14 protein-coding genes are annotated in these 13,008 nt (G+C 49.3%); 3 read left to right on the plus strand and 11 right to left on the minus strand.

Annotation, left to right across the window (positions count from 1 at the left end):
• Positions 1–75: 75 nt before the first annotated feature.
• From MN202_RS06330 to rpe, 8 genes are all read right to left on the minus strand, one after another.
• Entirely contained in the window at positions 76–423 is a 348-nt protein-coding gene (locus MN202_RS06330) for a DUF3802 family protein (protein WP_335735253.1), read from the minus strand.
• 116 nt (positions 424–539) lie between these two features.
• Positions 540–2,009, minus strand: a complete 1,470-nt coding sequence (gene astD / locus MN202_RS06335) for a succinylglutamate-semialdehyde dehydrogenase (RefSeq protein WP_335735254.1) — start codon at positions 2,007–2,009, stop codon at positions 540–542.
• A gap of 12 nt (positions 2,010–2,021) precedes the next feature.
• Positions 2,022–3,038: an arginine N-succinyltransferase gene (gene astA / locus MN202_RS06340; RefSeq protein WP_335735255.1), complete on the minus strand. Its 1,017-nt coding sequence runs from the start codon at positions 3,036–3,038 to the stop codon at positions 2,022–2,024.
• Positions 3,039–3,130: 92 nt separating this feature from the next.
• Positions 3,131–4,348 (minus strand): aspartate aminotransferase family protein, encoded by a 1,218-nt coding sequence (locus tag MN202_RS06345; RefSeq protein ID WP_335735256.1) that lies wholly within the window; start codon positions 4,346–4,348, stop codon positions 3,131–3,133.
• A 301-nt stretch (positions 4,349–4,649) separates the two neighbouring features.
• Positions 4,650–5,780: an HDOD domain-containing protein gene (locus MN202_RS06350; protein ID WP_335735257.1), complete on the minus strand. Its 1,131-nt coding sequence runs from the start codon at positions 5,778–5,780 to the stop codon at positions 4,650–4,652.
• A 74-nt stretch (positions 5,781–5,854) separates the two neighbouring features.
• Positions 5,855–6,442, minus strand: a complete 588-nt coding sequence (locus tag MN202_RS06355) for an anthranilate synthase component II (protein ID WP_335735258.1) — start codon at positions 6,440–6,442, stop codon at positions 5,855–5,857.
• Between the two features lie 28 nt (positions 6,443–6,470).
• The gene (trpS, locus tag MN202_RS06360; protein WP_335735259.1) at positions 6,471–7,475 is read right to left on the minus strand and encodes a tryptophan--tRNA ligase; all 1,005 of its coding nucleotides are present in this window, start codon (positions 7,473–7,475) and stop codon (positions 6,471–6,473) included.
• Positions 7,476–7,581: 106 nt separating this feature from the next.
• Positions 7,582–8,259: a ribulose-phosphate 3-epimerase gene (gene rpe, locus MN202_RS06365; RefSeq protein WP_335735260.1), complete on the minus strand. Its 678-nt coding sequence runs from the start codon at positions 8,257–8,259 to the stop codon at positions 7,582–7,584.
• Positions 8,260–8,484: 225 nt separating this feature from the next.
• On the opposite strand from rpe, the gene MN202_RS06370 reads away from it, so the two are divergent.
• The 3 genes from MN202_RS06370 (at position 8,485) to MN202_RS06380 (ending at position 9,746) form a co-directional block, all read left to right on the plus strand.
• Positions 8,485–9,162 carry a TorF family putative porin gene (locus tag MN202_RS06370; protein ID WP_335735261.1) on the plus strand — a complete coding sequence of 226 codons (678 nt, stop codon included), beginning with the start codon at positions 8,485–8,487 and terminating at the stop codon, positions 9,160–9,162.
• Between the two features lie 135 nt (positions 9,163–9,297).
• On the plus strand, positions 9,298–9,546 hold the full coding sequence (locus MN202_RS06375) for a hypothetical protein (protein ID WP_335735262.1): 249 nt from the start codon (positions 9,298–9,300) through the stop codon (positions 9,544–9,546).
• A 59-nt stretch (positions 9,547–9,605) separates the two neighbouring features.
• The gene (locus MN202_RS06380) at positions 9,606–9,746 is read left to right on the plus strand and encodes a DUF2970 domain-containing protein (protein ID WP_335735415.1); all 141 of its coding nucleotides are present in this window, start codon (positions 9,606–9,608) and stop codon (positions 9,744–9,746) included.
• Here the strand turns inward: MN202_RS06380 and MN202_RS06385 are convergent.
• Genes MN202_RS06385 through aroB form a run of 3 tightly spaced genes read right to left on the minus strand, consistent with a single transcriptional unit; the run spans position 9,691 to position 13,004 of the window.
• Positions 9,691–10,563 carry a Dam family site-specific DNA-(adenine-N6)-methyltransferase gene (locus MN202_RS06385; RefSeq protein WP_335735263.1) on the minus strand — a complete coding sequence of 291 codons (873 nt, stop codon included), beginning with the start codon at positions 10,561–10,563 and terminating at the stop codon, positions 9,691–9,693. The genes MN202_RS06380 and MN202_RS06385 overlap by 56 nt on opposite strands.
• Positions 10,564–10,570: 7 nt before the next feature.
• Positions 10,571–11,962 carry an SPOR domain-containing protein gene (locus MN202_RS06390; protein ID WP_335735264.1) on the minus strand — a complete coding sequence of 464 codons (1,392 nt, stop codon included), beginning with the start codon at positions 11,960–11,962 and terminating at the stop codon, positions 10,571–10,573.
• Positions 11,934–13,004: a 3-dehydroquinate synthase gene (gene aroB, locus MN202_RS06395; protein WP_335735265.1), complete on the minus strand. Its 1,071-nt coding sequence runs from the start codon at positions 13,002–13,004 to the stop codon at positions 11,934–11,936. Before aroB ends, MN202_RS06390 begins: the two co-directional genes overlap by 29 nt.
• Between the last annotated feature and the right edge of the window lie 4 nt (positions 13,005–13,008).

Genomic DNA, 13,008 nt, shown 5'->3' on the forward strand with positions numbered 1-13,008 from the left:
GCCCCTTTTAAAATAAGGCGGGTATTCTACGTAAAAGTGCTCGCGGTATCTAGCAAAATTGCAGCAAATCGGGGGCTAATCCATTAGATCAGCGATAGCTGTATCAAACAGGTTCTTGATAAGCAGAGAGATTTCATTGATTAGTTCGGCCTGTTGCGCTGTGGCATTTTTTTCCAGCACGCTGGCAAGTACTTCCTGAAAATCGTACATAATGCCGTCAACTTCGCGAATAATCATACTGCGATGGTTCATTTCCAACTCGGTGTGCTGGGTGCAAAGGGTAATAATTTGCTCGGCAATTGACTCTTCCAGCAACTCACCAATGGTTTTGCCGCTTTCATTACCGCTGCGCTGTTCGAATAACGCCAGATGTTCGGTCAGAAACTGGATTAAATGCTCATATCCTGGTTTATCGGTAACCATAGGTTTAATTACGCCTGATTGCTGATGCAGCACAAATAAGTATTAGTTATTTAAGCAAAAACTGCTGCATAAAACAAATCGGGGCCTAAGCCCCGACAAGATTTATTTTTTTAACCTCAGAATTGCAAACCTGGTGACAGTTGCTCTGGCATCACGACCTGCTCCAGTTCAACCGATGCCACCGGATAAGCGCAGTAATCTGCGGCATAGTAAGCGCTGGCTCTGTGATTACCGCTGGCGCCAATACCCCCGAAAGGAGCGGCCGAGCTGGCGCCGGTAATAGGCCGGTTCCAGTTAACAATGCCAGCACGGATACGGCGGAAGAAATGTTGGTATAGCTCAGCGCTATCACTTAACAAACCTGCCGACAGGCCAAAGTCTGTGCTGTTAGCCGCATCAATCGCCTGATCAAAGTCGCTAAAGCGGAACACCTTTAACAGCGGGCCAAAGTGTTCGTCATCCGGGAAGTCTGTTACTGCAGAACATTCGATAATACCCGGGGTAACCAAAGCGGTGTTTTCATCCAAATGGCGCATTGGCAGTAACACTTTGCCACCCAGTTCAACCAACTGGCGCTCTACTGCCAGCATAGCTTTGGCTGCGGCAACGGAAATCATCGAGCCCATAAACGGCTGCTCAGCCGCGTCATACACGCCTACTTTGATTTGTGCCGCCACATCCAGTAAACGCTGCAAAATCGCATCACCTAAAGCACCCACCGGCAAGAACAGCTTACGGGCGCAGGTACAGCGCTGACCGGCTGAAATAAAGGCCGATTGCACGATATCGTGGACAGTGGCATCAATATTACTGACGTCCTGCACAATTAACGGGTTGTTACCGCCCATCTCCAACGCCAGGATTTTGTCTGGACGACCAGCAAACTGCTGGTGCAAATAGTGGCCGGTGCGCGAGCTGCCGGTAAAGAAAATACCGTCTATGCCGTCATGCGCAGCTATGGCTTTGCCGGTATCCACTTCGCCCTGCAACAGGCTGAGTACGCCCGCAGGTATGCCGGCCTGTTGCCACAGTTTAACTGTATCTTCAGCGACTTTAGGCGTGAGTTCCGATGGCTTAAATATTACCGCATTACCGGCCAGTAGGGCTGGCACTATATGGCCATTCGGTAAGTGACCAGGAAAGTTATAAGGGCCAAACACCGCTACCACGCCGTGCGGCTTATGGCGGATAAACGCCCGGCCTTGTGGCATCGGGTTTTCTTTGCTGCCGGTGCGCTCCTGATAAGCCCGCACAGAAATATCAATTTTACCGATCATTGCTGCCACTTCAGTGCGGGCTTCCCACAATGCTTTACCGGTTTCTTCGGCAATTGACTGCGCCATGGCTTCTTTGTGTTCAGTCAGCTGCTCAGCGAAGCGTTTCACTACGGCAACCCGCTCCTCAAAGCTCAGTCCAGCCCAATGGTACTGGGCAGTACGGGCAGCAGAAACGGCAGCTGCCACCTGCTCTGCCGTGGCGGCCTGGCCTTGCCACAGTTGTTGGTTTTTTGCCGGGTCCAGTGAAGTGAACGCCTTGCCTTCACCTTGTACCCAGGCACCATTAATAAATTGTTCTGCGTGTTTCATTCGTCTCCCCTGTTATATCCGGCTAACCCTGACCCAATCTCCGGCATCGACCAACAATATGGCCGCTGCAGCTGCTGTCAGTGTTACCTCTTCTTCGTGTTCGTTAATATCAAGCGTCAGCCAGGTGGCACGAAACTCTGCCAGCCGGGTATTGCAAACCAGATACGGCTGACCGCTACGTTGTGCACCAATATTCACCCGCAAACGCCGGCTATTGCGCACGCTACGAATATGCTCAACCCGGGCTTCGACCGTTGGGCCGGCATCAAAGATGTCGACATAGCCGCGGTTTGAAAACCCCTCAGATTGCAATAAAGCCAGCGCCGGTTTGGTTTTGTCATGCACTTTTCCAATAACCGCCTGTGCCTGTTTACTCAGCAGACTGACATAGATCGGGTACTTTGGCATCAATTCAGCAATAAACACTTTCTGACCTATGCCGGTAAGGTAATCTGCAGTAGGAAAATCCAGCGAGAAAAAATGCTCCTGCAACCATTGCCAAAATGGCGAGCTGCCATCGTCATTAGAAATGCCTCGCATTTCGGCAATGACCCGCTCGGCAAAACGTTGCCCAAACTCAGCCATAAATAAAAAGCGCATTTTAGACAACAAACGGCCGTTGTTTTTCTCACGCCGGCTTTCGCGTAAAAACAAAGTACAAAGCTCGCTTACGCCGGTGTAATCGTTACATAACGTCAGAATATCCACTGTTTTATAGACGCCCAGTGAACGTGAGCTGTGTACTACCTTACCTAAATGGTAGTGATAAAAGGCATCATCCAGGCCAACTGCGGCTTCCAGTGCACTGGTACCACAAACCTCACCGGTTTCACTGTCTTCCAGTACAAACAGGTAACCTTCATCACCGGGCATGGTAACGGCTTTAGCAAATGACTGCTCAGAACGGCTGATTTTTCGCATCAGCAGCTCATCATTTACCGGCAAAGACGTAAAGCCATGGCCAGACTCTACCGCTATGGCATACAGTGCCGGGTAATCATCCGCTCGGATGGGGCGAATCACCATCATCGTCGCTTACTCCACTTTTGCTTTATAGTTTTTTGGGGCCTTAACGGCCCCTTGCTTCATTTTTGCAGTCTTAATGCTGCTTAATTCAATGCTCAGGCGTTTACGACCTGTTGTACCGCTTGTTCAAAGCGTTGCATGCCCTGACGAATATCGTCGCCAGTAATAACCAGCGAAGGCGCAAAACGCACCACATCAGCGCCAGCAACCAAGGCCATTAAGCCATGCTCTGCTGCTGCCAGGAAGAAGTCGCGTGAGCGGCCTTTAAACTTATCGTTCAGTACAGCGCCCAGCAGCATGCCCTGACCGCGTACTTCACTAAACACCTGGTACTTCGCATTAATGCGTTGCAGCTCGTCACGGAACAGTTGTTCATTTTCCAGTACCTGCTGCATCACATCTGCAGTGTTAACAGTGTCCAGTACCGCTTCTGCCACCGCGCAGGCCAGTGGATTACCGCCATAGGTACTGCCATGGGTACCGACTTTTAAATGACTGGCAATCTCGTTAGTGGTTAACATGGCCCCTACCGGGAAGCCACCGCCAAGCGATTTAGCCGTTGTCAGAATATCCGGTGTCACACCGTAGTGCATATAGGCGTACAGTTTGCCGGTACGGCCTACGCCGGTTTGCACTTCATCCAGCACCAACAGCGCATTGTGTTTGTTGCAAAGCTCACGCACACCACGGATAAAGTCGGCCGTGGCCGGAATAATACCGCCCTCGCCCTGAATCGGCTCTAATACCACTGCACAGGTTTTATCTGAGATTAACGCTTTGACACTATCCAGATTATTAAATTCCGCATGCAGAACTGCACCCGGTTTAGGCCCGAAGCCATCTGAATAGGCTGCCTGACCGCCAACCGTTACAGTGAAGAAGGTACGGCCATGAAAACTTTTGCTAAAAGAAATAATTTGATCTTTGTCGGCGCCAAACTTGTCCAGCGCATACCGCCGCGCCAATTTAAAAGCCGCTTCATTTGCCTCGGCTCCGGAATTGGCAAAATAGACTTTATCGGCAAAAGTTGCATCAACCAGCTTTTTTGCCAGACGCAACGCCGGTTCGTTGGTCATTACATTGCTTAGATGCCAAAGTTTGTCTGCCTGCTGTTTTAAAGCGTTAACCAGTGCAGGATGACAGTGGCCCAGGCTGCTTACGGCAATACCACCGGCAAAATCGATGTATTCCCGACCTTGCTGATCCCATACACGAGAGCCCTTGCCTTGCACCGGAATAATCCCGGCTGGGGCATAATTAGGTACCATTACTTCGTCAAACAACGCACGATTTACCTGCAACTGGCCGGTCATACTTCGCTCCTTCTTGTTATTGGTTTAACCTGTTTTGCATCAACAATCAGGTTTATCAGAGATAATCACAGCGGCATTATTGCAGATATAAACGGTGTTGTCTTGCGGTTAAAAAGCCTTAAAAGCCTGATTTGACAAGGCCTGCAGATAGATTCTCAGCTGAACTGAATAACTACGCAACAGTGGCAAAGCACCAATGGCGCGCCAGCAAGCAGCAGCGTAAGCCAGCACTGGGGCGGCAATTAATACAATGTCGCTGCTGGCGCAAAGCTGCTTGCATGGATATGGCGTAAATTTTTTGCTAAATATCGACGCCAAGCCGCTTCAGATTGGTTTGAGACAGTATTTGTACTGCTTCTTCACTCAGCTGCACACTACTAAACCAGCTTTTTGTCTCGTTAGCGCTGATAAATTGTGTGCTTTTCAGTTCTTGCCACTGCACATAAACCTGAGCCTGCTGCACCAGGCGCGCCAGTGGACTGCTACCGGCAAAGCCCAAACCTTCAGCCAGCTGATCTAAGGTCTGACACAGAGGCAAGGTTTGCAGCTGCCAGCGCGACGTCACATCTGCACTGAGTACGCCAGCAAACTCCTGCAAACTCTCACACAAAAAGCTGGCATCCGGCTGCAGGTTGTCCAGCGCGTCGGTTAACTGTACATCCCGGCTCTCACGGGCAAGTAATAACTGCGCCTGCTTGACCTGCTGGTAAGTACGTAAATAATTACGTGTTACTACCGCATGCCCAAGCGTGTGAAACAAACCTACACAAAACGCATTATACGGATGTTCAGCGCTGTCTTGCGCCAACCGTCTGGCCGCAATAGCTACCGCTAAAGAATAATCCCAAAGTTTATTTTTCAATGCCAGAAAAGGCTCTGTTGAATGCGGCATCATTCGACGCATCGCATATACCGGTACAATCAGTTGCAGGCTTTCTACACCTAAATAACGGAGCGCGGTTTTGATATCTTTCACCATGGCGCCGGATGAAGTACGATTTCGGTATTGCGGTTGATTAACCAGCCGCAGCAAATCTTCTGTTAACCAGCTGACACTGCTGATCAGCGGATCCAGTTTATTCACTGTTACTACCTTGCCAGCTAAGGTATCCAGCAAAGCATAATAAGCATCACCCGGGTCAAATAATGTCGAGCTAACCAGATCAATATTGTGCAGTTTACGCACCAGCTCGTCGGCTACCTGATCGTGCAGATGGGCCTGAGCAAATTCGGCAAACTGCGCTTTTGCCTCCGCACCGGCGGCACGTAAGCGCTGGGCTTTAGCTTCAACATCCAACAAGGTACGCTCAGCCGCCAATTGCCCGGTACGAATTTGATAACCAAGCCGCTTATGCGCCGGATCCACACCAACCAGCTGATCCACAAAGCGCTGTACTAAAGAATCAGATGGCTGATTTAACTCATTACTCACTGTAAGGGTATTCCGTTGTTAACTAATGACTGGCATTAACATACTGCGGCCAGAGCCTGAAGCAGTCAAGTGCACTATTTTAGCCCGAGTTGCAGAAAATTCTGCAGCAGTTGCCTGCCTTGCTGGCTTAAAATTGCCTCTGGATGAAATTGCACACTGTGCAGCCCTGCGCTGGCATGCATCAGACCCATAATTTCGTCTGGTTGGCCGTCAGCATCCATTGTCCAGGCCGTCTGTTTCAGTTCGGTTGGCAAAGAATCGCGTTGTACCACCAGCGAATGATAACGGGTCACATCTAACGGATTAACCAAGCCACTAAATACCGACTGGCCGTTGTGCTGCACCAGCGAGTTTTTGCCGTGCATAACTTTGCGGGCCCGAACTACCTTGGCGCCATAGACCTGAGCAATAGCCTGGTGACCTAAACACACGCCGAGGATCGGCAACGTGCCGGCAAATTGTTCAATTGCCTTTAACGAGATACCTGCGTCAGACGGCGATTTTGGCCCCGGCGAGATCACCAGATAGTCTGGTGCCAGAGCAGAAATTTGCGCCAGACTAATATCATCGTTGCGCCGCACGACAACCTGCTGACCCAATGCAGCAAAATACTGCATCAGGTTGTAGGTAAAAGAATCGTAATTGTCGATCAGTAATAACATGTTTTGCCTGGCAGGAGTGTTAACGCGGTTATGGCAGCACGAAGCCCACCGCATCATTCACCTTTGCCAGGGTTACTGCGGCCCGGCTCCGGGCATTTTCAGCCCCGGCGCACATTACCGCCGTCAAGGTAGCCTGGTCGGCACGCAGCTCAGTAAAGGTTTTCTGTACCGGCTCTAATAAAGCAATAACCGCATCAGCAACATCGCCTTTTAAGTGTCCGTACATTTTGCCTTCATATTCGGCTTCCAGCGCAGCAATGGTTTTACCGGTAACGCCACTGAGAATACTTAACAGGTTAGCGACGCCTGGCTTGGTATCCAGGTCAAAACGCACTCGTGGCGGATCTTCTGAGTCGGTCATCGCTTTTTTAAACTTCTTGCTGATCATTTTTGGGTCTTCGAGTAAACCGACGAAGTTCCACGGATTTTCATCCGACTTAGACATCTTCTTCGTTGGGTCCTGCAAACTCATCACCCGCGCCGCTACCGGTGGAATAAAAGGTTCTGGCACGCTAAAAATGTCACCGTGTAACGCGTTAAATCGCATCGCGACATCACGGGCTAATTCCAGATGTTGTTTTTGGTCATGTCCGACCGGGATCTGATTAGCCTGATACAGCAAAATATCCGCCGCCATCAGCACCGGGTAGGTAAATAAACCGGCATTCACATTGTGAGTATGGCGCTCAGATTTATCTTTAAATTGCGTCATACGGCTAAGCTCACCAAACTGGGTATAGCAGTTCAGTACCCAGGCCAACTGGCTGTGCTCCGGCACATGTGATTGCATAAATACCGCCGAGCGCTTTGGATCTATGCCACAAGCCAGATACAAGGCCAGGCTGTCTAACGAGGCATTACGCAGTGCTGTCGGATCTTGCCGCACGGTAATAGCATGCAGGTCAACAATACAATATAAGCAATCATAGTCATCCTGCATTTTGTCCCATTGGCGTAGTGCCCCGAGATAATTACCTATGGTAAGTTGTCCGGACGGCTGTGCACCACTTAGCACAATTGGCTTATTGCTCATAGTTGTATCCACTTTAAAGACAGTATTGTTAATGACAGGCCGTGCAGACCGGTTTGAAGAGCAGCATTATAACCATATCAGCGCATTGCAACAGTAAAAAAGCCACTTAACGCGGCACTTTTGCTAATTGCTGCCGCATCTTGTTAATCACTGCGGCGTAATCGGCAGTATTAAAAATGGCTGAGCCGGCAACAAACATATCAGCCCCGGCCGTAGCGATGTCGGCAATGTTATCCGGTGTTACGCCACCATCAATTTCCAACCGGATCGGCAAGCCACTGGCGTCGATTAGCTTACGTGCTGCGGCCAGCTTCTCCAGCGTAGCCGGGATAAATGCCTGGCCGCCAAAGCCGGGGTTTACTGACATCAGCAAAATAACGTCCACTTTATCCAGCACGTAATCGAGATAACTCAGAGGCGTTGCCGGGTTAAACACCAAACCGGCCTGACAGCCATGGCTTTTTATTAACTGCAAAGTGCGGTCTATGTGCCGGGACGCTTCCGGATGAAAAGTAATAATACTGGCACCGGCGTCAGCAAATTGCGGCACCAGGGCATCAACCGGTTCAACCATCAAATGCACATCTATTGGCGCGGTAATACCGTAGTTTCGTAATGCCTTACACACCATGGGGCCCATCGTCAGATTAGGCACATAGTGGTTGTCCATGACGTCAAAATGTACGACATCGGCGCCGGCTTTTAACACAGCCGCGACATCTTCACCGAGACGGGCGAAATCGGCGGACAGGATCGAGGGTGCGATTAAATAAGGTTGCATCAACTGGTCCTTTTTTATCAAAGCGTGACTTTACTGAATATTATCAGCAATTGCACTGTGGCACGGCGCAATACACGCACAAAAAACAGGCAGTTACGCACCAATAACGTACAGACGGTTGCAATATCAAAAGTATCAGCCAGTTATATTACTGATATTAATCGTGAAATTGTTATGGCACATATCTTGGAAAGCTAACGTCAGGGAACACAAAAAAGGGCAGAAAACATGCAAAATTTAGGTAGAACCACATTAGCAACAACGGTAGTGTTACTCGGTTTAGCGCTAGCCAGCGGCAAAGCAGCGGCAGCCGAACTAAGCGGAGACATTACCTTTACATCTGATTATGCTTTTCGCGGTATCTCACAAACTGAAGAGGCACCTGCCTTACAGGGAGGTCTGACGCTTAGCGCCGAGTCCGGCTTCTATGTGTCGGTATGGGGTTCTAACGTAGATTTTCTGGCAGAAGGCACACTGGAGCTGGATGTTATGCTGGGCTGGAGTGGCGCTATTAATGACGATTGGTCAACCGACGTCGGTATTATGCGTTACGGCTATCCGAATGCTGAGATTGATGGCTCTAACTTCTGGGAAATCTACGGCTCTTTATCATATAAAGATCTGACCTTTGGTCTGGCTTACAGCGACGACTACTATGCCAATAGCGGAAACTTTATTTACCTGTACGCCAGCTATTCTTATGCATTAACGGATTCAATTAGCCTTGATATGCAACTTGGCCAGAATGAATATGACGATAGCAGCGCCAGCTATATGGACTGGAGTGTTGGCCTGAGCACAGAAGTTATGGGTGCAGGTGTCAGCCTGGCCTATGTCGATACTGACATTGACGGCTCTTATCTGGCAGACAGCCGGGTAATTTTATCCGTTTCTAAAAGTTTCTGATGTCAACCGGCTGCAGTATAAGTACTGCAGCCTTTTTATATTTACTCCAATAGCTGCGCAATAAATAAGCAGCTTGTATCCTGTCGCCGGATGTTTTATTATCCACCTAGTCTGGATCAGACAAATGGAATTAACATGAAACTTACCAGCGGTTATAAAATATTCTTTCTTTGTGCAGCCGTGCTTAGCAGCACTGTGCTGGTGTCAGCTTATATCACTCAATCAGATATTGCCTGCCAGCACTCAGAAAGTCAGCTAGTTGCGCAGTGTGTTCAGGGTGAACAGCAAAGCTGGTTTAGTTGGATCCGCGGCGAAAGCCGGTCTACCCAGTTTCATTTTGTCGATTTGCTTGAGTTGTTGAATCGACTCAGTCCGGCAAAATAACCCGTAGCATGACACAACGCCCTTCTTTGTTGCAGATCGTTAAAGCCGTTATCGGTGCTATGGTGGGCGTACAATCAGAAAAGCAACGCCAGCAAGACTTCTCCGCAAGCAGCCCTGTGCCCTTTATTATTGCCGGTATTATTTTTACCCTGTTTTTTGTCTTAACACTGTTACTGATTGTGTTTTGGGTATTGGCTTAGGCTGATACACCGCAAACAACTCAGCAACCTTGCCCCGGCTTGCGCCTTTTTGACTGATAGAACGGCCAACCTGCAAACTGTATAACTTAGCTTGTTGGTAGATCTTGCGTGTCCAGGTCGTGTCGTGATTGCTGATCACCACTGTAATACCGCGTTGTTGTGCCTGCTCGGCAAGGTTTGCCAACTGCGCTTGATCATCTAAATCAAATCCCTGCCTGGCATAGCTGGTAAAACTGGCTGTTTTACTCAGCGGCACATATGGCGGATCGCAGTAGATAACGCTATCTGAAGCTGCCGTCTGCATCAGATGCTGGTAGCTGTAACAACTAAAGGTGGCACGCTGCGCCTTTTCGGCGAAAAAGTGTAATTCAGCTTCCGGAAAATAGGGTTTCTTATAGCTACCAAAGGGGACATTAAATTTACCGGACAGATTATATCGGCATAAGCCATTGTAGCCGTGCCGGTTAAGGTAGAGAAACAATAATGCCCTTTCATACGGATCAACGCTTAAATTAAACTGTTGGCGTAAGCTGATATAACAATCACGTTGATTGGTTCTGGGCGTAAAAAAGTCTCTGGCGTCGGTTATAAAACCCTGATGCGCCGTTTGCAGCAGTTGATACAGATTGATTAAATCGGCATTGATGTCATTCAGCTGATATCGTGGATAATCGGTGTTCAAAAACACTGAGCCGGCACCAACAAAAGGCTCTATCAATAAGTCTGCTGCTGGCAAATGCTGGCCAATTGCCTCAACCAGGTTGTACTTACCGCCGGCCCATTTTAAAAAGGCACGACATCTTTTGCTGTTGGTCATTGGCAGGTTAGTCCGGGGCTGATGCCGAATTTACTGACTGGCGCACCTTAATTTCGGTTTGCACCGCCTGCATGGGTTTAATAAAAGGCCCGGTGGCCGTTATCGCTGCCGGCAAGGTAGCCAGCTGTGCTTTAGCCGTGGCTTTATCGCTGAATGAGGCCAGCAACAGCACAATTTGCGCTTGCCCCTGCCAGCTACGTGAATAGGCTAAAACCGGCAACTCCGGATAAGCCTGCTGAAATCTCTGATAAGCAGCAGCACTGGACAGAACAGCCAATTGCAGCGCATAAGACTGTTTATCCATCGCCAGCAGCTCAGACTCACTATATAAATTCTCAGTAGCAGCTTCGCCAGGCGCTGGCTTAACTGCATCTGCTACAACATCAACCTCAGCTTCAGATAGCTCCTGCCCGGCGGTTACATCTGTATCAGCTTCAGTGCCAGTTGCGCTGCTGAGTTCCGAAGTGTCCGCCTCGAGCGGCTCGAGTTCGCTTTGCGGTTCAGCCTCGGTTTCAGCAACGGTAGTTTCGCTTAGATTGGCATCCGTTATTACGTTTGCGGGCTCCGCTGCAGTTGCCTGCAACTCTGGCTCAGCCGACAGGTCTGCCTTTGGCTGCGGCGTTTCAGCAGTCTTTACTGACACAGCTTGCGTTTTGCTTTTAGCGGCCTGCACCGGTTTTGTTTCATCACCGGCGTTTAACCACCACAACAGGCTTACTAATAACAATGCGGCAACCGCATAAAGCCAGGGTGCATAGCCTTTGCGGGCTAAAGCTTGTGCTTCAGGTTCAGTTGCTACGCTGTTTTCAGCGGCTTGTAATAACAGATGCATATTGCCATCCGCCTGTGCCAGTCGTTGGGCGATTTCCAGCGTATTTAACTTTTGCTGCTGCAATAATTGGCTGGCATCTTCGGCGGTTACTTTACTCAGCAATAAGGTAATATCATCATTTTCACCTTCTTCGCTGGCAAAACATAAAAGCAAACAATCTACTGCTTGCAGTTGTTGCAATTGATTGTCTGACAGGCGTTCAACATCGTCAATTATTACCAGCAAAGGCAACACCGACACGGCTGATTCGAGCTGCTCGGCCAAAGACACTTCTGTTTGCACGGCGCGATTAAACCACTGTTTCATCAACTGTGTGCCAACATCGGCTGGCTGGATTTTATTGTCTAACAAGGCAACATTAAACTTGTCCGAAAACAGTTCGGCCATTGCCAATGCCATAACAGATTTGCCGCTACCAGGCGAGCCGACAATACGAATGCTTTTGTGTTGATTAAATGCCAGCTGAAACAACAACCTGTCCAGGCACTCGCGTTGCGACGGTAGTAACTGCGTCAGTTGAGTTAATTTTGTTTGCAGTTCAGCGGTGTCCATCGGCAAATACCTCATAAAGTTCTGCTTCTGTTACGTCATCAGCAATTGCTGTCTGGCAAAAAGCCACTGGCAGGATGAACCGCATCTTGCCGTGCTTAACTTTTTTGTCTGTTTTCATAAACGGCATAAAGTCAGCAATAGTCATAGTGTCTGGTGCTGCAGTTGGCAAGTCAAAGGCGCTTAGTAACGTTTTTATCTGCTGCAAATCCTGCGGCTGCAAATTCCCGCGCGCCACAGCAAGCTGAGCGGCCATAACCATACCTGCGGCAACGGCTTCGCCGTGCAGCCAAACCCCGTAACCTAACCAGGCCTCGATAGCGTGGCCAAAAGTATGCCCAAGATTAAGCAAGGCGCGCTCGCCCTGCTCTGTTTCGTCACGACTGACGATATCTGCTTTCATCTGGCAGCAATACTGAATCATCGTCGCCAGGGTGTCAGGCCGCTGGGCACGAATGGCGTCGGTATGCTGCATTAACCAGTGAAAGAACGCCTGGTCGGCAATAAGTGCATACTTAATAACTTCGGCCATGCCGGCAGCAAACTCGCGCGGCGGTAACGACTTTAATACACTGGTATTAATCAAAACCTGGGTTGGCTGCTTAAAAGCGCCAATCATATTTTTGCCTAACGGGTGGTTGACTGCAGTTTTGCCGCCAACAGAGGAATCGACCTGCGATAATAACGTTGTCGGCAGTTGAACAAAACTGACGCCGCGCTGATAACAGGCAGCAACGAAGCCGGTGAGATCTCCAATAACGCCACCGCCCAATGCCACCAACACCAGATCACGGGACATTTTTTGCTGCAGCAAAAAGCTCAATACCTGCTCGAATGACTGCAGGGTTTTATAAGCTTCGCCGTCCGGCAGTAAAAAGTGCTTAACCTCAGCCTGCGCAAAAAGTTGACTAACTTGCTGTAAATACAAAGGCGCTACGGTAGGATTGGACACTATAACAACTTGTCGCGCCGCAGCCAGCGATGGCTGCAGTGGACTAAATTTGTCATCGATACAGATAAGGTAGCTGCGGTCGCCAAGTTGGACGTCAACTTTATGCATAGCA

This window comes from Rheinheimera muenzenbergensis, assembly GCF_036984005.1.
GTDB lineage: Bacteria > Pseudomonadota > Gammaproteobacteria > Enterobacterales > Alteromonadaceae > Alishewanella > Alishewanella muenzenbergensis.